Origin of the sequence: Falsiroseomonas sp. HW251, from assembly GCF_050563545.1 — a bacterium.
GTDB lineage: Bacteria > Pseudomonadota > Alphaproteobacteria > Acetobacterales > Acetobacteraceae > Falsiroseomonas.
Genome location: NZ_JBNXUM010000016.1, coordinates 36,548 through 57,726, shown reverse-complemented (window position 1 = coordinate 57,726; position 21,179 = coordinate 36,548). Strand labels below are relative to the sequence as shown.

Annotated in this window: 16 protein-coding genes and 2 tRNA genes; 2 read left to right on the top strand and 16 right to left on the bottom strand. The window is 69.1% G+C overall.

What is annotated here, in order from left to right; translation table 11 throughout:
- Positions 1-4: 4 nt before the first annotated feature.
- The 10 genes from nuoG to ACLF3M_RS19430 form a co-directional block, all read right to left on the bottom strand.
- Positions 5-2,062, bottom strand: a complete 2,058-nt coding sequence (gene nuoG, locus ACLF3M_RS19475) for an NADH-quinone oxidoreductase subunit NuoG (RefSeq protein WP_430658632.1) — start codon at positions 2,060-2,062, stop codon at positions 5-7.
- 5 nt (positions 2,063-2,067) lie between these two features.
- Positions 2,068-3,378: an NADH-quinone oxidoreductase subunit NuoF gene (gene nuoF / locus ACLF3M_RS19470; protein WP_430658631.1), complete on the bottom strand. Its 1,311-nt coding sequence runs from the start codon at positions 3,376-3,378 to the stop codon at positions 2,068-2,070.
- A 3-nt stretch (positions 3,379-3,381) separates the two neighbouring features.
- Positions 3,382-3,990, bottom strand: coding sequence for a complex I 24 kDa subunit family protein (locus ACLF3M_RS19465; protein WP_430658630.1), 609 nt, complete (start codon positions 3,988-3,990; stop codon positions 3,382-3,384).
- Positions 3,987-5,225 (bottom strand): NADH-quinone oxidoreductase subunit D, encoded by a 1,239-nt coding sequence (locus ACLF3M_RS19460; RefSeq protein WP_430658629.1) that lies wholly within the window; start codon positions 5,223-5,225, stop codon positions 3,987-3,989. The genes ACLF3M_RS19465 and ACLF3M_RS19460 overlap by 4 nt, the downstream gene beginning before the upstream one ends.
- On the bottom strand, positions 5,222-5,857 hold the full coding sequence (locus tag ACLF3M_RS19455) for an NADH-quinone oxidoreductase subunit C (RefSeq protein WP_430658740.1): 636 nt from the start codon (positions 5,855-5,857) through the stop codon (positions 5,222-5,224). The genes ACLF3M_RS19460 and ACLF3M_RS19455 overlap by 4 nt, the downstream gene beginning before the upstream one ends.
- A gap of 7 nt (positions 5,858-5,864) precedes the next feature.
- Positions 5,865-6,437 (bottom strand): NuoB/complex I 20 kDa subunit family protein, encoded by a 573-nt coding sequence (locus ACLF3M_RS19450; RefSeq protein ID WP_430658628.1) that lies wholly within the window; start codon positions 6,435-6,437, stop codon positions 5,865-5,867.
- A 66-nt stretch (positions 6,438-6,503) separates the two neighbouring features.
- On the bottom strand, positions 6,504-6,872 hold the full coding sequence (locus tag ACLF3M_RS19445) for an NADH-quinone oxidoreductase subunit A (protein ID WP_430658627.1): 369 nt from the start codon (positions 6,870-6,872) through the stop codon (positions 6,504-6,506).
- A 250-nt stretch (positions 6,873-7,122) separates the two neighbouring features.
- Positions 7,123-7,199, bottom strand: a tRNA-Asp gene (locus ACLF3M_RS19440).
- A gap of 68 nt (positions 7,200-7,267) precedes the next feature.
- Entirely contained in the window at positions 7,268-9,517 is a 2,250-nt protein-coding gene (locus ACLF3M_RS19435) for a hypothetical protein (protein WP_430658626.1), read from the bottom strand.
- Positions 9,518-9,528: 11 nt separating this feature from the next.
- Positions 9,529-11,052: a ShlB/FhaC/HecB family hemolysin secretion/activation protein gene (locus ACLF3M_RS19430; RefSeq protein ID WP_430658625.1), complete on the bottom strand. Its 1,524-nt coding sequence runs from the start codon at positions 11,050-11,052 to the stop codon at positions 9,529-9,531.
- A gap of 151 nt (positions 11,053-11,203) precedes the next feature.
- On the opposite strand from ACLF3M_RS19430, the gene ACLF3M_RS19425 reads away from it, so the two are divergent.
- Positions 11,204-11,275 (top strand) — tRNA-Val (locus tag ACLF3M_RS19425).
- A gap of 178 nt (positions 11,276-11,453) precedes the next feature.
- On the opposite strand, the gene ACLF3M_RS19420 is transcribed toward ACLF3M_RS19425, so the two are convergent.
- The 5 genes from ACLF3M_RS19420 to ACLF3M_RS19400 all read right to left on the bottom strand — a co-directional run bounded on the left by ACLF3M_RS19420 (position 11,454) and on the right by ACLF3M_RS19400 (position 17,826).
- Complete coding sequence (locus ACLF3M_RS19420) at positions 11,454-11,726, bottom strand: HU family DNA-binding protein (RefSeq protein ID WP_430658624.1); 273 nt, start codon at positions 11,724-11,726, stop codon at positions 11,454-11,456.
- Positions 11,727-11,978: 252 nt separating this feature from the next.
- Positions 11,979-14,393: an endopeptidase La gene (lon, locus tag ACLF3M_RS19415; protein WP_430658739.1), complete on the bottom strand. Its 2,415-nt coding sequence runs from the start codon at positions 14,391-14,393 to the stop codon at positions 11,979-11,981.
- Positions 14,394-14,588: 195 nt separating this feature from the next.
- Positions 14,589-15,845, bottom strand: a complete 1,257-nt coding sequence (gene clpX / locus ACLF3M_RS19410) for an ATP-dependent Clp protease ATP-binding subunit ClpX (RefSeq protein ID WP_430658623.1) — start codon at positions 15,843-15,845, stop codon at positions 14,589-14,591.
- Between the two features lie 214 nt (positions 15,846-16,059).
- Positions 16,060-16,707 (bottom strand): ATP-dependent Clp endopeptidase proteolytic subunit ClpP, encoded by a 648-nt coding sequence (clpP, locus tag ACLF3M_RS19405; RefSeq protein WP_430658622.1) that lies wholly within the window; start codon positions 16,705-16,707, stop codon positions 16,060-16,062.
- Between the two features lie 174 nt (positions 16,708-16,881).
- A complete protein-coding gene (locus ACLF3M_RS19400; protein ID WP_430658621.1) occupies positions 16,882-17,826 on the bottom strand; it encodes a helix-turn-helix domain-containing protein in 945 nt (314 codons plus the stop codon).
- A 469-nt stretch (positions 17,827-18,295) separates the two neighbouring features.
- Between ACLF3M_RS19400 and ACLF3M_RS19395 the strand changes: the two genes are divergently transcribed.
- Positions 18,296-19,723: a DUF1254 domain-containing protein gene (locus tag ACLF3M_RS19395; protein ID WP_430658620.1), complete on the top strand. Its 1,428-nt coding sequence runs from the start codon at positions 18,296-18,298 to the stop codon at positions 19,721-19,723.
- A gap of 67 nt (positions 19,724-19,790) precedes the next feature.
- On the opposite strand, the gene tig is transcribed toward ACLF3M_RS19395, so the two are convergent.
- Positions 19,791-21,125, bottom strand: coding sequence for a trigger factor (tig, locus tag ACLF3M_RS19390; RefSeq protein WP_430658619.1), 1,335 nt, complete (start codon positions 21,123-21,125; stop codon positions 19,791-19,793).
- Positions 21,126-21,179: the final 54 nt, after the last annotated feature.

Here is a 21,179-nt window from a genome sequence, read left to right as displayed (position 1 = left end):
CACGTCACTCCGCAGCCTGCAAGGCCGGCTGCTCGCCGTAGATCTCCGCGCATTCCGCCATCACGTCGGACGCCCGCGCAATCGCATCGGCCAGGTGGTACTGCGTGATTGCCGGCGCGAAGGGCGCGTCGGACATCTCAGCGGGATTGCCGGCGGGGCCGCTGGTGTCGTCGCAGCCGCGCTTCGCGAACGGCTCGGCGAGCGCCGGCAGCGCGCCCGCGATGGCGAGGCGAAGCTGGTCGAGAGTATCGAATGGCAGCTTCTGGCCGATCCCTTCCGACAGCGCGCGCGCGATGCGCCAATCTTCGCGTGCCTCGCCCGGTGCGTGCACCGAAAGCCAGGCCCGCTGCCAGCGGCCCTCGGTGTTGACGTAGGTCGCGTCCTTCTCGGTGTAGGCCGCGCCGGGCAGGATCACGTCGGCCCGCGCGGCCGCGCGGTCGCCGTGATGGCCCTGGTAGATCACGAAGGTGCCCGGCGCGATCCCTGCGGGATCGAAGCCGTCCGCGCCAAGCAGCCACAGCACATCGACGCCGCCGGCCAGCATCTGCCCCAGCGACTTGCCGCTCGGGCCCGGCAGGAAGTTCGCCTCCAGCGCGCCGACCTGGCCGCCGAAGAGATGGAGGACATTGAAGCCGTGCCAGTCCGGCCGCAGCGCATTCGCCTCCCGAGCGACCTGCCAGGCCGCCGCCAGCACATGAAGCCCGTCCGCCCGCGCCAACGCGCCACGCCCGACGATCACCATCGGATTCTTCGCGGCCTTCAGCACCTCCATGAAGGGATGCGAGCCATCCAGCAGCGCGCGTAGCGCGGCCGGGCCCCCGCCGAGATGCTCGTGGCGGTAGGTCAAATCCACGCCCTTCGGCCCGATGCGGCCGATCGGGAAGCGCGCCGCCAGCGTCCGCTTGCGGATGCGCGCGTTGATCACCGGCGCTTCCTTGCGGGGATCGCTGCCGACGATCAACAGCGCATCCGCCTGGTCGATGCCGGCGATCGTCGTGTTGAACAGGTAGAAGTCACGCCGCGTTGCGTCGATCGCGGCGCCGTCTGTGCGGCAATCCAGGTTCTGCACGCCGAGCGAGACCATCAGCGACCGCAGCGCGAAGGCGGATTCGACATCCACCAACTCGCCCGCCACCGCGCCGATGCGGTCAGGCGCCGTCGCCTTCAGCTTTGCCGCGACCGCGCCCAGCGCCTCCGCCCAGCTCGCCGGCTTCAGCTTGCCGTCCACCTTCACCCAGGGCCGGTCCAGCCGCCTGCGCTTGAGACCGTCGAAGGAGAAGCGGCCGCGGTCGGCCATCCACTCCTCGTTCACGTCGTCATTCACGCGCGGCAGGATACGCAGGACTTCCGGCCCGCGGTTGTCGATGCGGATGTTGGTGCCGGTCGCGTCCTGCACGTCGATGCTGTCGGTCTTCCGCAGCTCCCACGGCCGCGACACGAAGGCATAGGGGCGGCTGGTGAGCGCGCCGACCGGGCAGATGTCGATCAGGTTGCCGCTGAGCTCGCTCGTCAGCGCCTTCTCGACATAGGTGCCGATCTCGAGGTTCTCGCCGCGGTTTGTGCCGCCGAGGTCCGACGTCCCCGCCACCTCGGCGGAGAAGCGGACGCAGCGCGTGCACTGGATGCAGCGGGTCATGATCGTCTTGACCAGCGGCCCCATGTACTTGTCCTTCACCACGCGCTTGGCTTCGCGGTAGCGAGAGTGGTCCATGCCGTACGCGACCGCCTGGTCCTGCAGGTCGCACTCGCCGCCCTGGTCGCAGATCGGGCAGTCCAGCGGGTGGTTGATCAGCAGGAATTCCATCACGCCGCGACGCGCGTTGCGCACCATGGGGCTGTCGGTCTTCACCACCATCCCATCGGCCACGGGATAGGCGCAGGACGCCACGGGCTTCGGCGCCTTCTCGACCTCCACCAAGCACATCCGGCAATTGCCGGCGATGGAAAGTCGTTCGTGGTAGCAGAAGCGCGGGATCTCCTTCCCCGCGGCCTCGCAGGCCTGCAGCACGGTGGCCCCGTTCGGGACCTCCACCTCGATCCCGTCAACGGTGACTTTCGCCATCAGCCCTACTCCGCCGCCAGCGGCAGCGCCGCGGGCCTGGCATGCGCGGCCTTGTAGGCGGCGATGCGCTCTTCCATCAGCGGCCGGTAGTGCCGGATCAGCCCCTGCACCGGCCAGACGCCGCCATCGGCCAGCGCGCAGATCGTGTGGCCCTCGATCTTGCGCGTGACCTCTTCCAGCAGGTCGATTTCCTCGACTTCTGCCCGGCCTTCGACCATGCGGTCCATCATGCGGCTCACCCAGCCCATGCCTTCGCGGCAGGGCGTGCACTGGCCGCAGCTCTCATGCTTGTAGAAGCGCGACAGCCGCGAGATCGCGCGGATGATGTCGGTGGACTTGTCCATCACGATCACGCCCGCGGTGCCGAGGCCCGATTTGTGCTCGCGCAGCGCGTCGAAATCCATCAGCACGTCGTCGCAGATGTGCTTCGGCAGCAGCGGCGTGGACGACCCGCCCGGGATCACGCAGAGCAGATTGTCCCAGCCCCCGCGCACGCCGCCAGCGTGGCGGTCGATGAGCTCCCGCATCGGGATGCTCATCTCCTCCTCCACGTTGCAGGGCTTGTTCACATGGCCCTGGATGCAGAAGATCTTCGTGCCGGAGTTCTTCGGCCGCCCGAACTGCGAGAACCAGGCGCCGCCGCGGCGCATGATCTCCGGCACCACGGCGATGGTTTCGACGTTGTTGACCGTCGTCGGCGCGCCATAGAGACCGACGGCGGCCGGGAATGGCGGCTTCAGCCGCGGCATGCCCTTCTTGCCCTCGAGGCTCTCGATCAGCGCGGTCTCTTCGCCGCAGATATAGGCCCCTGCCCCGCGATGGACATACAGGTCGAAGTCCCAGCCCGACCCGCAGGCATCCTTGCCCAGCAGGCCCGCGTCATAGGCTTCGGCGATCGCGGCCTCGAGCACGACGCTCTCGTTGTAGTACTCGCCGCGGATGTAGATGTAGCCGGAATGCGCGCCCATCGCGAAGCCCGCGATCAGGCAGCCCTCGATCAGCGTATGCGGATCGTGGCGGATGATGTCGCGGTCCTTGCAGGTGCCGGGCTCGGATTCGTCGGCGTTGACGACGAGGTAGTGCGGCCGTTCGCTCGCCTGCTTCGGCATGAAGGACCACTTCATGCCGGTCGGGAAGCCCGCGCCGCCGCGGCCGCGGAGCCCCGAGTTCTTCACCTCCTCGATGATGGCGTCGCGGCCCTTCTCCAGGATGGCCTTGGTGCCGTCCCAGTTGCCTCGCTTCTGCGCCGCCGGCAGGCGCCAGTCCTGCACGCCGTATAGGTTGGTGAAGATGCGATCCTTGTCGGAGAGCGCCATTGCCTATTCCCCCGCCACGTCGGTCAGCGTCAGCGGGCCGCCTTCGGGCGCGCTGGTCTGGCGCCCGATGGTGCTGCCCGGCTTCGGCCGCTCGCCGCGCTTCAGCGCCTCGATCAGCTGGACCGTGCGGTCGTAATCCAGGTCCTCGTAGTAGTCGTCGTCGACCTGCAGCACCGGCGCGTTCACGCAGGCGCCGAGGCACTCGACCTCGGTCAGCGTGAACAGCCCGTCACCGCTGGTCTCGCCGACCTTCACGTGGGCTGCGTCATGGCACGCGCGCATCACGTCGTCCGACCCACGCAGCATGCAGGGCGTCGTGCCGCAGAGCTGCAGGTGGAAGCGGCCGATCGGCTTCATGTTGAACATGAAGTAGAAGGTTGCGACCTCGTAGACGCGGATCGGCGCGATGCCGAGACGGTCGGCGATGACATCCATCGCCACGCGCGGCACCCAGGCGCTGCCGGTCAGCCGCCCCATCTGGCGCTGCACGACATAGAGCAGCGGGATGGTGGCACTCGCCTGCTTGCCCTGGGGATAGCGCGCGAGGATCTTCCCGATCTGCGCCTCGCTCTGTTCGTCGAATGCGAAGCTCGTCGGCTCGACGGGACTCACCGGTCGATCTCCCCGAAGACGATGTCGAGGCTGCCGATGACGGACACCGCATCCGCCAGCATGTGCCCCTTGGAGAGCGCCTCCATCGCCTGGAGATGCGCGAAGCCAGGCGCGCGGATCTTCACGCGATACGGGCGGTTGGTGCCGTCGGCCACCATGTAGACGCCGAACTCGCCCTTCGGCGCCTCGGTCGCGGTGTAGGTCGCGCCGGCGGGCACGTGGTACCCCTCGGTGTAGAGCTTGAAGTGGTGGATCAGGCTCTCCATCGAACGCTTCATCTCGCCGCGCATCGGCGGCGTGATCTTGTTGTCCGCAATCTTCACCGGGCCGGGCTTCATCCGCTCCAGGCACTGGTGGACGATGCGAAGGCTCTCCCGCATCTCCAGCATGCGGACGAGGTAGCGGTCGTAGCAGTCGCCATGCACGCCGACCGGCACGTCGAAGTCGAGCTCGCCATACATGTCGTAGGGCTGCGACTTGCGCAGATCCCACGCGCAGCCGGAAGCCCGAAGGCAGGGCCCGCTGAAGCCCCAGGACATCGCCTGCTCGGCCGTCATGACGCCGATATCGACGGTACGCTGCTTGAAGATGCGGTTGCCCGACAGCAGCCCCTCGAGCTCATCGAGGAAGGCCGGGAACTGCGCCGCCCAGAGCCTGATCTTGTCCTCGAGACCCGCCGGCAGGTCGCGGCTCACGCCGCCCGCGCGGAAGTAGTTGACGTGGTAGTGGCTGCCGCCCACGGCCTCGTAGAACTCCAGCAGATACTCCCGCTGCTCGAAGCCCCAGAGGCTCGGCGTGATGGCGCCGACGTCGAGCGCATAGGTCGTGATGTTCAGCAGGTGGTTCGCGATGCGGGTCAGCTCCGCGAACATCGTGCGGATCCAGCGCGCGCGCTCCGGCACGTCCTTCTCGACGCCGAGCAGCTTCTCCACCGCGAGCACCCAGGTGTGCTCCATGCACATCGGCGAGACGTAGTCCAGGCGATCCATGTAGGGCATCGCCTGAAGATACGTCTTGTATTCCATCAACTTCTCGGTGCCGCGATGCAGCAGGCCGATATGCGGATCGGCACGCTCCACCACCTCGCCCTTCATCTCCAAGATCAGGCGCAGCACGCCATGCGCTGCGGGGTGCTGCGGGCCGAAATTGATGTGGTGGCTGTCGACCTCGATGGTGCGGGTCGCGGGTTCCTCGACGGCGGGAGGGACCACCTGGATGGACACGTCGCTGCTCATGTCATCGGGCCTTCGATCTGGCCGCGTTCCTCGCGCGTGAGATGCACCTTCTCGTCGCCCGGGAGCGTCGTCATGCCCTCCCACGGGCTGAGGAAGTCGAAATTCCGGAAGTCCTGGGTCAGCGCGACGGGCTCATAGACCACGGCCTTGCGGGTCTCGTCGTAGCGGACCTCGACGAAGCCGGTCAGCGGAAAGTCCTTGCGCAGGGGGTGGCCTTCAAAGCCGTAATCCGTCAGCAGGCGCCGCAGGTCGGGCTGACCCTCGAAGACGATGCCGTACATGTCCCAGGCCTCGCGCTCGTACCAGGTCGCGGCGGGCCAGAGGCCGACGCAGCTCGGCACCGGCGTCGCCTCGTCGGTCGAAACCAGGACGCGGATGCGCCGGTTGTACTGCAGCGAGAGCAAATTGTAGGCGACCTCGAAGCGCTCAGGCCGCTCCGGCCAATCCAGCCCGCAGAGGTCCATCAGCTGCTCGAAGGCGAGCCGCGGGTCGTCGCGCAGCAGCAGCAGCAGCGGGAGAAGGCCCTGGCGCGTCGCGCGGACCACCAACTCCTGCCCGCGCTCGACATAGGCTTCCTGCACCGCGGGGCCGGCGGCCTCGGCGATCGCGGCGCCGAGCTCGGCAAGGCTCATCTGCTGCTCAGCCACGAAGGATCGTCCCCGTGCGGCGGATCTTCTTCTGAAGCTGCATGATCCCGTAGACCAGCGCCTCTGCCGTCGGCGGGCAGCCCGGGACGTAGACGTCCACCGGCACGATGCGGTCGCAGCCGCGCACGACGCTGTAGGAGTAGTGGTAGTAGCCGCCGCCGTTGGCGCAGCTGCCCATGCTGATCACCCAGCGCGGCTCGCTCATCTGGTCGTAGACCTTGCGCAGCGCGGGAGCCATCTTGTTGGTCAGCGTGCCGGCCACGATCATCACGTCGGACTGGCGCGGCGATCCCCGCGGGATGACGCCGAAGCGATCGAGGTCGTAGCGCGCCATGTAGGCGTGGATCATCGGGACCGCGCAGCAGGCCAGGCCGAAGGTCATCGGCCAGAGGCTGCCCGTGCGGGCCCAGTTCACGACCTTGTCGAGGTTGGCGACGACGAAGCCCTTTTCCTCGACCTCTCCGGTGATGCCCTTGATCACCGCATCCTGCGCAGGACCGGGAGGCAGCGCCTCCTTGTTCCATGCGAGTGCGCCGTCCTGCGACGCAGCAGTTGAACCACTCATTCCGATCTCCCTGGCGCCCGCCGCGCCCGAGCTCCGGGGGTGCCCGTCAGGGCACCTCGCCCGGGTTCATTCCCAGTCCAGCGCGCCCTTCCGCCACTCATAGACGAAGCCGACGGTGAGCACGCCGAGGAAACCCATCATGGACAGGAAGCCGAACCACCCGATCTCGTTGAGCGCGACCGCCCAGGGGAAGAGGAAGGCGACTTCCAGGTCGAAGATGATGAAGAGGATGGCGACGAGGTAGAACCGCACGTCGAAGCGCCGCCGCGTGTCGTCGAAGGGCTCGAAGCCGCATTCGTAGGTCGACAGCTTCTCGGGGTCCGGCTTCTGCTTCGCTGCGAGCAGCGCGCCGCCGACCATCGCGCAGGCGATGCCCGCGGCGATCCCGAGAAAGACGAGGATCGGGAAGTATTCCGCCAGCAGCGGCTGGGTCATGCCTGTGCCGTCCTTAGCCTTGCAACCTTGCCCGGGATCTTGTGTCCCTGGGATGCCGGATGCGCCCATCGGGGGCGTCCCGCAAGGGCCGGGTCCCCGAAATGCCGCATTGCAGCGAAACGGACATTACCCGCGCCCGCCGCGCTCCGCCATAGGGACCGAGTTAATGTGGATAGGCAGCTAAGATGCGGGCGCGGCCCCGGAACGTCCAGGGCACGCAGTCGCATCGATTTACATGATGTTCCGTCGCTGGCGCGAGTGACGGGGCTCGAACCCGCGACCTCCGGCGTGACAGGCCGGCGCTCTAACCGACTGAGCTACACCCGCGTGCGACAGGCCGCGGGGAATAGGAGGGGCGCGGGGTGGTGTCAAGCGCGCGCCCCGAGGCGAGACGTCTATCGTGCGTCGGCCGGGACGAAAACCGGGATCTCGCGCCAGTCGCGCCGGCGGACGGCGATCAGGCATTCCGCGTGCTCGGGGTGGGTGGCGGGGATGTCCCGGAAGGCCATGGACATCACGACAAGGGTCGGCAGGTCGCCGGCGACGCGGCGGACGCCGTTCTCGTCGATATAGGTCCGCAGCGCATGGCCGCTGGCGATGCAGTTCAGCGCCCCGCCGGACGGGCCGGGGTCGAAATGCGGCTGGTCGAACAGCGCCTGGCGGCCCGGCGCGCGGGTGATCATCTGCGGCGCGAGCGGCGACGCAGTCGGCGTCGGGCTGATGGTGACGAGGGTCGTGCCGTTGACCAACTGTCCCGCGACCGTGCCGGGCGGCAGCGGCGGCATATCGAGGGCAACTGTCTGCGCCGGCGGCCTGGCCGGCGGTATCACGATGAGCGGCGGCTGCTGGGGCAGCAGCGGCTGTGCGATGGGCCCCTGTTGCGGCGGCAAGCGCGTCGGGTCCGGCGGCACCGCGATCGGGCCCTGCTGGATCGGTGGCCGCGGCTGAGGCTGCGCCACCAAGGGCGGCTGCTGGTTCGGTCCCTGCGGCAGCAGCGGCTGGGCGATCGGGCCTTGCTGCGGCGGCAGGCGCGTCGGGTCGGGCGGCACAGCGATCGGCCCCTGCTGGACGGGCGGCCGCGGCTGAGGCTGCGCCACCAAGGGCGGCTGCTGGTTTGGTCCCTGCGGCAAAGCCGGCTGCGCGATCGGCCCCTGCTGCGGCGGCACGCGCGTCGGGTCGGGCGGCACAGCGATCGGCCCCTGCTGGACGCGCGGCCGCGGCTGAGGCTGCGCCACCAAGGGCGGCTGCTGGTTCGGTCCCTGCGGCAGTGGTGGCTGCGCGATCGGGCCCTGCTGCGGCGGCAAGCGCGTCGGTTCGGGTGGCACCGCGATCGGCACCTGCTGCGGCGGGCCGCGCGTCGGGTTGGGCGGCACGGCGATCGGCCCCTGCTGGACCGGCGGCCGCGGCTGAGGCTGCGCCACCAAGGGCGGCTGCTGGTTCGGTCCCTGCGGCAGTGGTGGCTGCGCGATCGGGCCCTGCTGCGGCGGCAGGCGCGTCGGTTCGGGTGGCACCGCGATCGGCACCTGCTGCGGCGAGCCGCGCGTCGGGTCAGGCGGCACCGCGATCGGTCGCTGCTGGACGGGCGGCCGCGGCTGCGGCTGGACCACCAGCGCCGGCTGCTGGGTCGAACCCTGCGGCAGCGGCGGCTGCGCGATCGGCACCTGTTGCGCCGGCCCACGCGTCGGGTCCCGCGGGATCGCGACGGGCACGCGCTGGCCGACCGGCAAAGGCTGGGGGCGGGCGACCATGACCGGCATCTGCCCCGGCCCCTGCGGCAAGGGCGGCTGCGCGATCGGGATCTGCTGCGGCGGAGGCCTGATCGCGTCGGGCGGACTCGCGATCGGCCCCTGCCCCTGTGGCGGTCTCGGCTGCGGCTGCGCAACCAGCGGCGGCTGCTGTCCCGGTCCCTGCTGCGGCGGCGGCCGGGCAACCGGCACGTCAACCAGCGGCAGGCGCGCCGGATCCGGCGGGACCGCGATCGGCACGGCCTGCGGCAGCGGCCTGCCGGGCGGCGGAACCAACGGCACCTGCGCCGGCGGCAGCACCACCCCCGGCGGCGGCCCCTGCGGCCGCTGCACGACGACCGGCCGCGACGGCGCGACCAGCGGGTCGGGCGGCCTCTGCTGGAGCACCACCGACCCGAGCCCCGGCGGCGCCTGCATCGGCCCCGGCCCGCCCGGCGTCGTGACCGGCACCTGCGGCACCGGCGTCACCACCACCGGCACGCCCTGCGGCGCGGCCACCGGACCCTGCACCACGGTCCCTGGCAGCGGCGGCACCGCGATGACGCGCGGCGGGACCGACTGCGGCACCATGGTCACCCCGCCCGGCGCGACCTGGGGCGTCACCGCCCCGCCCGGCATCACCAGCGTCCCGGGCGGCGTGGCCGTCACCACGACGGGCTGCTGCCGCGGCGGCAACTGGGTGGCCTGCGGCGGGTCCTGGTGCGTCCCCGTGACAGACAAGGGGTTCACTGGCACCACCAACCCGCAGGAATCCGCGGCGTGCGGGTTGTGCGTGCCCTGGCACCAGCCGAAGCGGTTGCCGTTGGCCCCGCCGCCGGCGCTGCGCGACTGCGCCGCCGCCTCGCCTGCCACCAGAAGCAGCGCCACGGGAGCGATGGTGCCGAGCAGGATCCGCCGCATCGCCGACTCCCTCACCAGGCCTTCGTCAGCCGGACATAGGCGGCCGGGCTGTACTGCACGCCCGTCCCGTCGTCGCTCAGCGGCAGCCCGACCCAGCCGGAGAGGGCGAACCCGCGATCCAAGATCGCCCGCCAGGCGACACCGACGGAGGCCAGCGACACCGTCCTCTCCCCGAGCGTCCCCGGCAGCACCGTCCCCGGCGCAGCGGGATAGGGGCTGTTCTTCCGCACCGTGCCCGCATCCAGGAACACCGAGGGTGTCACGGATTGCAGGATGCCGCGCTCCACCGGGATGTAGCGGCTGAGCTCGATCGTTCCGATTGCGCCGGTGTCGCCCGTCGCGGTACCGAGCGCGTAGCCGCGCATCCGCTCGCGGTCGCCGAGATACATCCGCTCCGTCTCCGTCAGCGTGTCCGGCGAATACTTCGCGTAGCCTTCCAGCCGGAGCGCCCAGCCCTGCCCGGGCTCGCCGAGCCGGAACACCGCGCCGGCCACGGCGCGCAGATGCCAGAATGTCGGGCTGACATTGGTGTTGGACGCGGAATAGGCGTCGCCGAAGGATAGCGTCAGCCCCAGCCGGAAGGCCGGCGCCTGCACATCGTTGGAGGTGTAGTAGGCGGAGACGCGCAGCGCGCTCGACCGGTCCGTCGTGAACTCCGCGCCGTCCACGTCGATCGCCCGGTGGTCGGCCTCCAGCATCAGGTAGAGCGACTGGTCGATCCGCCGCAGCACGGGATAGCCGAGCACCGCGCCGTAGAACTCGCCGCGCTGGTTGCGCCGTTCGGTCTGGGTGCCATCGAAGTCGCGGGTGTAGACGAGGTTCGACGCAAAGGCCTCGGCATACAGACCGTCATTACCGATCGGCACGCGGTAGAAGGCCGCGCCGTTGAAGCCCGGCTTCGTCGCGTCGGTGGCGCTGGTGCCGCCGACCACGACACGAGCGAGGTCGCCGGTGGTCAGCAGCGAATAGGCCTCGCCGCTGACGAACGCGTCCACGGCGCTCGCGCGCGGGACGTTGTCCACCAGCGCAGAGACGGCGTAGCGGCGCTGCTGCGCATGGATGACGGAGCGGTATTCGCCCGTCGCGGGATCCGGCACGAATTCCGACCGCAGCGAGATCCCCGCGAGGTCGCCGGCCAGCATCAGCGCGCGCTCATAGGCATCGAGGCGGAGCGGCGTGCCGTCCATCACCGGCGCGAGATAGGCGGCGATGCGGTTGCCCGCGCGCTCCTCGACGCCGGTGACCTCGATCCGGCGCACGCCGCCCTCGTTCACCGCGATTCCCTGCCGGCCGGAGACGGGATCGCGGAAGGCCCAGGCGCGGGCCAGGAACCAGCCATCCTCGTGGTAGAGCTGCTCGATGACGCGGGCGGTGGCGGCGAGGTCGGGCGCGGCTTCCTGCCGCGCGACGGCGTCGGCGTAGGAGAGCAGCGCGGCCTGGTCGTAGAGCGTGACGCCGTGCATCTCGACCGACGCCTGCGCGCGCGCCGCGAGAGGCCAGGCCAGGGCGGCGAGGAGGAGCAGGACGGGTCGCACGGCCGAACTCTAGCGGTTGCCGCAACAGCGTGAAGCGCAACCCCAAAGTTTTTGCGCGGGTGCGGCAAATCGGCATGGGGGAGCAGTCCCGCGGCCCGCGCCATGCACCGGAGGCTTGGCGGCCGGCGCGTCCCGGCGTAGGGCAGCGCGGGGGCGCTTAGCTCAGCGGTAGAGCGCCTGTCTTACACACAGGTGGTCGGCGGTTCGAACCCGTCAGCGCCCATTCTTCCCTGCCGCAAGCGGCAGGGAATAATCCGCCGGAGGGAGCACGAAGCGACCCGCGACGCACTGAGTCGCGGCGCGGCCAGTAGCCCGCGGATGGTCGCATCTGCACGCCTCGCAAACACGAAGGGCCGGTCCTTGCGGACCGGCCCTCGGCAAAATCCCCTGCCGGCTTGAACTCAGTTCACGGCGTCCTTCAGGCCCTTGCCGGCCTTGAAGCGCACGGTCGTGCTCGCCGGGATCTTGATCTCCTCTCCGGTGCGGGGGTTGCGGCCCTTGCCGGCCTTGCGCTTCGACGTCGAGAAGGTGCCGAAGCCGACCAGGCGCACGTCCTGCTTCTTCTTCAGCGCCTTGGTGATCGCCTCGAACACCGCATCCAGCACGTCGCCGGCCTTCGACTTCGGCAGATCGCCGGCATCGGCGACGATCGCGACCAGATCCTGCTTGTTCATCATGCCCCCCCTGGAGGTTCCAACACATGTACCGAATGGCCTGCGCCGGTCCCCGGCGCGGCGCGGGCGGACACTAGGCGCGGCCTTTCGCACACGTCAACGTGCACAACCCCGGATATCCGCAGGAATCCGCGCCTCCGCGAGGGATGCTCGGGATGCCGCCACGCGCCGCGGCATCGCGCGCGCCGGGCAGAAATGAAAAGGGCGCCTGCCTTTCGGCAGACGCCCTTTCACATCGTCTGAAGAACGCGCTCAGTGCGGCCGCACACCCGCACCGTCTCCCGCGGCCGGCGCCGGCGGCGTCTCCGCCGGCTCCTCCCAGGTGATCGGCTCGGGCTGACGCGCGAGAGCCTTGCCGATCACCTCGTCCACATGGCTGACGGCGATGATCTTCAGGTTCTTCTTCACGTTGTCCGGGATCTCCGCGAGATCCTTCTCATTGTCCTTCGGGATGAAGACCGTGGTGACGCCCGCGCGGAGCGCGGCGAGAAGCTTCTCCTTCAGGCCGCCAATCGGCAGCACGCGGCCGCGCAGCGTGACCTCGCCCGTCATCGCGATGTCCTTGCGGACCGGGATGCCGGTCAGCACGGAGACGATGGAGGTCGCCATCGCGACACCCGCGGAAGGTCCATCCTTGGGCGTCGCGCCTTCCGGCACGTGCACATGGATGTCGCGCTTCTCGAACAGCGTGGGCTTCACGCCGAAATTCGTCGCACGCGAGCGGACATAACTCATCGCCGCGCTGACGCTTTCCTGCATGACGTCGCCGAGCTTGCCGGTCGTCTTCACGTTGCCCTTGCCCGGCACCATGACGCCTTCGATCGTCAGGATCTCGCCGCCGACCTCGGTCCAGGCCAGGCCGGTGACCACGCCCACCATGTCCTCGGCCTCGGCCTCCCCGTAGCGGAATTTCCGCACGCCTGCGAACTTCTCGAGGTTCTTGACGGTGACCGCGACCTTCTTCGACTTCTTCGCGACGATCTCGCGCACCGCCTTGCGCGCGATGCCCGCGAGCTCGCGCTCGAGGTTGCGCACGCCCGCTTCCCGCGTGTGGTAGCGCACCATGTCGCGGATCGCCTCGTCGCTAATCGTCCACTCGCCGGCCTTCAGCCCGTTGGCCTCGGCGACCTTGGGCAGCAGGTGGCGCTTGGCGATCTCGACCTTCTCGTCCTCGGTGTAGCCGGGGATGCGGATGATCTCCATGCGGTCGAGCAGCGGCTGCGGCATGCGCAGGCTGTTCGCCGTGGTGATGAACATCACGTCCGACAGGTCGTAGTCGACCTCGAGGTAGTGGTCGTTGAAGGTCGAGTTCTGCTCGGGGTCCAGCACCTCCAGCAACGCGGCCGAGGGATCGCCCCGCCAATCCGCGCCCAGCTTGTCGATCTCATCGAGCAGGAAGAGCGGGTTGGACGACTTCGCCTTCTTCATGCCCTGGATCACCTTGCCGGGCATGGAGCCGATATAGGTCCGGCGATGGCCGCGCACCTCGGCCTCGTCCCGCACGCCGCCGAGCGACATGCGCACGAAGTTGCGCCCCGTCGCCTTGGCGATGGACTTGCCGAGCGAGGTCTTGCCGACGCCGGGCGGCCCGACCAGGCACAGGATGGGCCCGCGGATCTTCTGGCTGCGCGACTGCACCGCCAGGTACTCGATGATCCGCTCCTTGACCTTGTCGAGGCCATAGTGGTCGTGCTCGAGCACCTTTTCCGCTGCGACGATGTCGTTGCGGATGCGGGTGCGCTTCTTCCAGGGAATCGAGAGCATCCAGTCGAGGTAGTTTCGCACGACGGTCGCCTCGGCCGACATCGGCGACATCGTCTTGAGCTTCTTCAGCTCCGCGATCGCCTTCTCGCGCGCTTCCTTCGTGAACTTGGTGGCCTTGATCTTGGCCTCGAGCTCGGCGGCCTCGTCCTTGCCGTCCTCGCCCTCGCCCAGTTCCTTCTGGATCGCCTTCAGCTGCTCGTTCAGGTAGTACTCGCGCTGCGTCTTCTCCATCTGCCGCTTCACGCGGTTCCGGATGCGCTTTTCCACCTGCAGGACGCCGATCTCGCCTTCCATATGGGCGAAGACGCGCTCGAGACGCGGGGCGACGCCCGCGGTCTCCAGCAGCTCCTGCTTCTCGGCGATCTTGAGGTTCAGGTGCGACGCGACGGTGTCCGCCAGCTTGGACGGGTCGTCGATCTGGTTGATCGAGACCAGCACCTCCGGCGCGATCTTCTTGTTGAGCTTGATGTAGCTCTCGAACTGCGTGACGACGGACCGCGCCAGCGCCTCGGTCTCGCGACCCTCGGCCGGCTTCTCCTCCGCCATCGGGCCGGCGAAGGCCTCGAAATACGGGTCGGTAGCCTTGTAGGCGTCGATCTTCGCGCGCCTGCCGCCCTCGACCAGCACCTTGACCGTGCCGTCCGGCAGCTTCAGCAGCTGCAGCACGGTGGAGACCGTGCCGACATTGTACAGGTCGTCCACGCCGGGATCGTCCTGGGACGCGTTCTTCTGCGCGACGAGCAGGATCTGTTTGTCGTCGCGCATCACGGCTTCAAGGGCGCGGACGGATTTCTCGCGCCCGACGAAGAGGGGCACGATCATGTGGGGAAATACGACGATGTCGCGCAGGGGCAGCACGGGAAGCTGCTCGGCGCGGCCAACTACTTTCTCTTCAGCCGCCATCGGGACCTCGCTCGGGACGATCGGCGCGGGGCCGCCCACGACAGGACCGATCCTCGGTCCCCTCGCTTTTCGGCACGGCCCGGCACCACGGGATTGTTGGAAGATGGGTCCCCCGCCCCCCCACTGCAAGCGTGGCCCTGGCCCATGGCCGGGGCGCGTGGTGCGCAGGTGTGGGGTGGGGGTCCAAGCGGATGCTCAGCCGGCGGCCTGCTCCGCCTTGCGCTCGCCGTAGATGAAGAGCGGGCTCGCGCGGCCCTCGGCCACCTCGCCGTTCACCACCACCTCCTCGACGTCCTCGAGGCCGGGCAGGTCGAACATGGTGCCGAGCAGGATGCTCTCCATGATGGAGCGGAGCCCCCGCGCGCCGGTCTTGCGCTGGATCGCCCGCGTCGCGACCGAGCGCAGGGCGTCCTCGGTGAAGGAGAGCTTGGCGCCTTCCATCTCGAACAGGCGCTGGTACTGCTTGACCAGGGCGTTCTTCGGCTTGGTCAGGATCTCGATCAGCGCCTTCTCGTCGAGGTCCTCGAGGGTGGCGACCACCGGCAGGCGGCCGATGAACTCGGGGATCAGGCCAAACTTCAGCAAGTCCTCGGGCTCGACCTCTCGCAGGATGGCGCCGGTGCGGCGATCGTCGGGCGACTTCACCTCGGCGCCGAAGCCGATGCCGGAACCCTTGCCGCGGGCGCCGATGATGCGCTCGAGCCCCGCGAAGGCGCCGCCGCAGATGAATAGGATGTTGGTCGTGTCCACCTGCAGGAATTCCTGCTGGGGATGCTTCCGCCCGCCCTGCGGCGGGACGGAGGCGACCGTGCCCTCCATGATCTTGAGCAGCGCCTGCTGGACGCCCTCGCCCGACACGTCGCGGGTGATGGAGGGGTTGTCCGACTTGCGGCTGATCTTGTCGACCTCGTCGATGTAGACGATGCCGCGCTGCGCGCGCTCGACGTTGTAGTCGGCGGCCTGCAGCAGCTTCAGGATAATGTTCTCGACGTCCTCGCCGACATAGCCGGCCTCGGTCAACGTCGTCGCATCGGCCATGGTGAAGGGGACGTCGAGGATGCGGGCGAGCGTCTGCGCGAGCAGCGTCTTGCCCGAGCCCGTCGGCCCGATCAGCATGATGTTCGACTTCGCGATCTCGATGTCGCCCGACTTCCCGCTATGGGCGAGCCGCTTGTAGTGGTTGTGGACCGCGACCGAGAGGACCCGCTTGGCGTGGTCCTGGCCGATGACGTAATCATCGAGGACCTTGCAGATCTCCTTCGGCGTCGGGACGCCGTCGCGGGACTTCACGAGGTGCGTCTTGTGCTCCTCGCGGATGATGTCCATGCAGAGTTCGACGCATTCGTCGCAGATGAACACGGTCGGGCCCGCAATCAACTTGCGGACCTCGTGCTGCGACTTGCCGCAGAACGAGCAGTACAGGGTGTTCTTCGAGTCCGCGGACTTGCTCATGCCTGCTCCAAAAGCCGTCGCCCCGCGGACGGGGTCCCGGCCTCAGCTCTCGCCCGCCCCCTGGGAGGAAGGTCGGCCAACGGCCACCATAGTCGCCGCTGGGGCGGGGGGAAAGCATAACCCGATTGACGCATGGCCGGGATGGCCGTGCGGTTAACAGCTGTGGCGGGGCCCTTGGCTACCCCCAAGGGTCCCGCCGGGGGCCGCGCCGAGCTCAGCCTTTCGTCGCCTCGGCGACCGTGAGTGGCCGCTGCTCGACCACCTGGTCCACGAGGCCGAAATCCCGGGCCTCCTCGGCCGACATATAGGTGTCGCGCTCGAGCTTGGCCTGGATCTGCTCGATGGGCTGGCCCGTGTGCTTCACATAGATCTCGTTGAGGCGCTGGCGGGTCTTCAGGATCTCGCGCGCCTGGATCTCGATGTCGGTCGCCTGGCCCTGCGCGCCGCCGGAGGGCTGGTGGACCATGATCCGCCCGTTGGGGAGCGAGAAGCGCTTGCCCTTCTCGCCCGCCGTCAGCAGCAGGCTGCCCATGGATGCCGCCATGCCCATGCACACCGTCGAGACGGGGGAGCGGATGTACTGCATGGTGTCGTAGATCGCGAGGCCCGCCGTCACCACACCGCCCGGGGAATTGATGTAGAAAGCGATGTCCTTGTTCGGATTCTCGCTCTCCAGAAACAGCAGCTGCGCGCAGAGCAGGCTGGCGACCTGGTCGTAGACCGGGCCGGTCAGGAAGATGATCCTCTCCTTGAGCAGGCGGGAATAGATATCGAAGGCCCGCTCGCCGCGCGCCGTCTGCTCGACGACCATGGGGACGAGGGTATTGTCGTAGATCTCGACGGGGTCGCGCTCGCGCTGCATCGGTCGTCCTTTCAGGCCCGGCGGGCCGGGCAGCCCCGGCCCGGGGGAGCGGGGCCGGCGCGTGAATTCTGGCATCAATGTGGGACAGCCGGCGCCCCGCGCAAACCCCCCGGCCGGTCAGCGAATTGTCACGGCGCGGCGGGGGCGTTCCGGTTCCCGCGTGTGCGCCTTGCCTCAGCCGGGGCGGCCGGCCAGCGTTTCCGACGGGGTCTCCCCGAACAGGTCCCGATAGGCCAGGGAGAAGCGCCCGAGATGCCAGAAGCCGAGGTCGAGGGCGATCGTCTTCACCAGCGTCCCCTCGACCGCCTGCCGCAGCAGCCGGCGGGCCAGGTTCAGCCGCCGGATGCGCAGGTACTGTTGCAGGCTGACCCCGAGGGCGACGCCGAAGGACTCGTTCAGCGCGCGCGGGCTGACGCCGAGCGCCCGGCCGACCTCCTCGCTGTAGACGGGCTGCGCGAGGACGGCGTCGAGGTAGTCCATCGCCCTCCTCACGACCCGCAGATGCTGCCCGCTGGCCCTGGCCGGCCGCTCCGGCGCCGTGGCGAGCGCGGCCGCCAGACGGGCCGAGACGGCCTCGACGATCGCGCCGGCGACAGCCGGGGCGCGCAGCGCCGCGGGGTTGGTGGCGGCCATGTCGCCGACCTCGACCGTCAGGCGCCGAAGGCCCGGCGCGGCGCGCAGCCGGCCGACACAGAGAAAGGTCCCCGCCCCGGACGGCCAGGCGTCCTCGATCGGCGTGCCGAACTCTCCGTCGCCTAGCAGAAGGGCAGCCCAGGCCGCTCCGGCCCGGGCATGAGCCAGGATCTCGGCCCCCGGCCGGGCTAGCACGATGTCGTCGGCCCCGAGCAGGCTGCCGTTGAACCGCGATTCGCCGGCCGGACCGCCGGTCGGCAGCAGCAGGCCGAAGCGGTCCGCACGAAGGACGCCTTGCGCGATGTAGCCGTTGCTCGCCTCGTTCGACTGGAGCCGGAGCGTGCCGAAATCGGCAACCCGCATGCGCAGACGGAACGGCCCGGATGCGGTCCGGCTATGCTCCATCCGCGCGTCGCCCTGCGCCGCGGCAAGCTCGTCGAGGTCGGTGATCTCCGCCGCCCAGGCCTGGCGCGTCTCTGCCTTCACCACCGACCTTCCGTCACAACCAGGCTGAAGCGCGGCTCGACCATGCTCCGGAATCGGATAACGTTCCAGCGCTGGAAGCAGCGCGGGCCGGCGTATACTGGGCGCACACGCCGCTGAACCGGAGCCCCCCGTCCTGCCCCGCCTCGCTGCCCTACGCGTCCTGGCTCTTTCTTTCCTGTCCCCGGCGCGGTCGTGCAGGCGCCGACCACGACCGGGCGCGCTGCAACCCGCTGACGGGCCGCCAATCATCAACTACAACATTCCGGATTCGCCGGGCACCTACGTCTGCGTCTCGCCCATCTTACGGCGAACACGGAGGCGCAGAGCAGCCAGCTACGGATGGTCCCGCTCGGCCTCGCCGTAGACTTCCGGTCTTCGGCGGTCGCGCCGCCGTTTCCGAAATGACCTGCCCGCCTGATGCGCCGCCTAGCCGCGCAGCCCATCCAAGATCACGAGAGGAAGGACCCCGATGACCATAACCCGCCGCGCCGCCACGCTCGCCAGCCTCGGCCTTGGCATTGGCGCCGCCGTGCCGCCTGGCCAGGCGCTCGCCCAGGGACTCCAGTTCTTCGAAGGCGTCGAGGATTTCTGGCTGGCGTCCGAGGCCTACATCTACGGCTACCCCCTGGTGACGATGGAGATGACGCGGCGCGTCATGACCAATGTGGCTTCTGCCGGCGGTCTGCGCGCGCCGATGGGCCAGCTCATCAAGGCGCGGAGCTACCCGGACGCCAGCTTCCGCGACGTCACCGCGCCCAACGCCGACACGCTCTACACGACGGCCTGGGTGGATGTCGGCAACGAGCCTTGGATCGTCAGCCTGCCCGACATGAAGGGCCGTTACGCCCTGTTCCCGATGCTCGACGGCTGGACGACCGTGTTCCAGGTGCCGGGCAAGCGCACCACCGGCACCGGCCCGCAGACCTACGCCATCACCGGCCCCGGCTGGACCGGCACGCTGCCGGCCGGCGTCACGGAGTACAAGTCGCGCACCAGCATCGTCTGGCTGCTGGGCCGCATCTACTGCACCGGCACGCCGCAAGACTATGCGGAGGTGCACGCGCTGCAGGACCAGATCAGCGTCGTGCCGCTGAGTTCCTACGGCCGGCCCTACACGCCGCCGCCGGGGCAGGTGAACCCGTCCATCGACATGCGGGCCGCCGTCCGCGACCAGGTGAACGGGATGACCGCCGCGCAGTATTTCACGGTGCTGGCGGACCTGATGAAGCGCAACCCGCCCGCTCGGGCCGACGCGCCGCACATCGCCCGCTTCGCCAGCATCGGCCTGGTCCCAGGCCAGGATTTCGACGCGTCCAAGCTGCGTGCGGACTTCGCCAGCCGCATCCCGTCCGTCAGCTTCGATCGCATCATGCTGCAGTTCCGCATCAACTCGGCGGTCAAGAACATCAACGGCTGGGCCTACACCACGCGCACCGGGATCTACGGCACGGACTACCTGATGCGCGCGCTGGTCACCGCGATCGGCCTCGGCGCCAACCGGCCGCAGGACGCGGTCTACCCGACCTCGCTGAAGGACGCCGACGGCAACGACTATTCCGGCGCCAACCGCTACGTCATTCGCTTCGCACCGGGCCAGCTGCCGCCGGCCGAGGGCTTCTGGTCCCTCACCATGTACGACGCCGGCTACTTCTTCGTGGCGAACCCGATCAACCGCTATTCCATCAGCGCGCGGCAGGACCTCAAGCGCAACCCGGACGGGTCGGTGGACATCGTGATCCAGAATGCCTCGCCCGGCGCGGACCGCGAATCCAACTGGCTGCCGGCGCCCACCGGCAAGTTCATCCTGATGATGCGGCTCTACTGGCCGAGCGAGGCCGATCCCTCGATCATCGACGGCAGCTGGGTGATCCCGCCGGTCACGAAGGTACCGAGCTAGCCGGCGTTGTCGCCGCCGCTGCCGCTGCCGCCCCTCTCCCCCGCTTGCGGGAGAGGGGGATGCGAATTCAGCCCGCCGCCTCGGTCAGCGCCTTCGGCTCCACCGGCTTCTCGGCCACCTTCGCGAGCTCGAGCACGAAGTCCACGACCTTCTCCTCGAAGATCGGGGCGCGCAGCCCTTCGACGGCCTGGGGGTTGTTCCGGAAGTAGTCGAGAACCTGCTTTTCCTGGCCCTGGTAGCGGCTCGCCTCCGTCCGCATCGCGTTGGCCAGCTCGTCGTTGCTGACCTGGATGTTGTTCGTGCGGCCGATCTCGGACAGCAGCAGGCCGAGCCGGATGCGGCGCTCGGCGATCGCGCGGTACTCGGACTTCAGCGTGTCCTCGTCCTTGCCCTTGTCGTCCTCGTCGAGGCGCCCGGCCTTGAGGTCGGCCTCCACGCGCTGCCAGATCTGGGCGAACTCGTTATCCACCATGCCCTCCGGCACGGTGAAGCTCGCCTTCTCGGCCAGCGCATCCAGCAGCGCGCGCTTCACCTTCATCCGGGCGAGGCTGTCGTATTCGCGCTGCAGGTTCTCGCTCACGCGCGCCTTCAGCGTGGCCAGATCGTCCATGCCGAGCTTCTTCGCGAACTCGTCGTCGAGCTCGGGCAGCTGCTTCACCTTCAGAGCCTTGGCGTTGATCTTGAAGACCGCCGGCTTGCCCGAGAGATCGGCCGAGCCGTAGCCCTCGGGGAAGGTCACCTCGATGGATTTCTCCTCGCCCGGCGCCATGCCCTCGAGCTGCTCGGTGAAGCCCGGGATGAAGCCCGTCCCCCCCACCTCGATCGGCATGTCGGACGCCGTGCCGCCCTGGAAGGGATCGGCGAGGCTGCCGTCCTCGTTCTTCAGCCGCCCCTCGAAGTCGCAGACCAGGATCTCGCCCTTGGCCGCGGCGCGCGGCTCGGCGTCCTCGGTCTGGGCCAGGCGTTCGCGCATCGTGCCGAGGAACTCCTCGACCTGCTCGTCGCCCGGCGTGGCCTTCTCGCGCTCCAGCTCGATGGTCGCGAAGTCGGGCATCGGGATCTCGGGCAGCAGTTCGAGGTCGATCTTGTATTCGAGGTCGGCGCCGTCGCTGTAGTTCACCAGCTCGATCTTGGGCTGCATGGCCGGGCGCAGGCCGCGGTCGGTGATGACCTGGCGCGTCGCCTCGTTCACGCTCTCCTCCAGCACCTCGCCCTGGACGGCGGCACCGTAGCGCGCCTTGACGACGGCGGGCGGCACCTTGCCCGGGCGGAAACCAGGCAGGCGGAGCTCGGTCCCGAGCTTCTTCAGGCGCGCATCGCGGCGCTCGGCCAGGCTCGCAGCAGGCACGACGACCTGGAACGCCCTCTTCAGCCCCTCGGCCGGCAGCTCGGTGACCTGCATGATACCCTCTGGAATCCCTGTCGCGGCGCCCCGGTCGGGGGCACCGCCCATACA

What these genes read in the sequence shown, in the direction of transcription:
- nuoG (WP_430658632.1), bottom strand. Translation starts at nt 2,062, where the DNA reads ATGGCGAAAGTCACCGTTGACGGGATCGAGGTGGAGGTCCCGAACGGG.
- nuoF (WP_430658631.1), bottom strand. Translation starts at nt 3,378, where the DNA reads ATGGCGCTCTCCGACAAGGATCGCATCTTCACCAACCTATACGGCGTG.
- ACLF3M_RS19460 (WP_430658629.1), bottom strand. Translation starts at nt 5,225, where the DNA reads ATGAGCAGCGACGTGTCCATCCAGGTGGTCCCTCCCGCCGTCGAGGAA.
- ACLF3M_RS19455 (WP_430658740.1), bottom strand. Translation starts at nt 5,857, where the DNA reads ATGAGCCTTGCCGAGCTCGGCGCCGCGATCGCCGAGGCCGCCGGCCCC.
- ACLF3M_RS19450 (WP_430658628.1), bottom strand. Translation starts at nt 6,437, where the DNA reads ATGAGTGGTTCAACTGCTGCGTCGCAGGACGGCGCACTCGCATGGAAC.
- ACLF3M_RS19445 (WP_430658627.1), bottom strand. Translation starts at nt 6,872, where the DNA reads ATGACCCAGCCGCTGCTGGCGGAATACTTCCCGATCCTCGTCTTTCTC.
- ACLF3M_RS19435 (WP_430658626.1), bottom strand. Translation starts at nt 9,517, where the DNA reads ATGCGGCGGATCCTGCTCGGCACCATCGCTCCCGTGGCGCTGCTTCTG.
- ACLF3M_RS19420 (WP_430658624.1), bottom strand. Translation starts at nt 11,726, where the DNA reads ATGAACAAGCAGGATCTGGTCGCGATCGTCGCCGATGCCGGCGATCTG.
- lon (WP_430658739.1), bottom strand. Translation starts at nt 14,393, where the DNA reads ATGGCGGCTGAAGAGAAAGTAGTTGGCCGCGCCGAGCAGCTTCCCGTG.
- clpX (WP_430658623.1), bottom strand. Translation starts at nt 15,845, where the DNA reads ATGAGCAAGTCCGCGGACTCGAAGAACACCCTGTACTGCTCGTTCTGC.
- clpP (WP_430658622.1), bottom strand. Translation starts at nt 16,707, where the DNA reads ATGCAGCGCGAGCGCGACCCCGTCGAGATCTACGACAATACCCTCGTC.
- ACLF3M_RS19395 (WP_430658620.1), top strand. Translation starts at nt 18,296, where the DNA reads ATGACCATAACCCGCCGCGCCGCCACGCTCGCCAGCCTCGGCCTTGGC.
- tig (WP_430658619.1), bottom strand. Translation starts at nt 21,125, where the DNA reads ATGCAGGTCACCGAGCTGCCGGCCGAGGGGCTGAAGAGGGCGTTCCAG.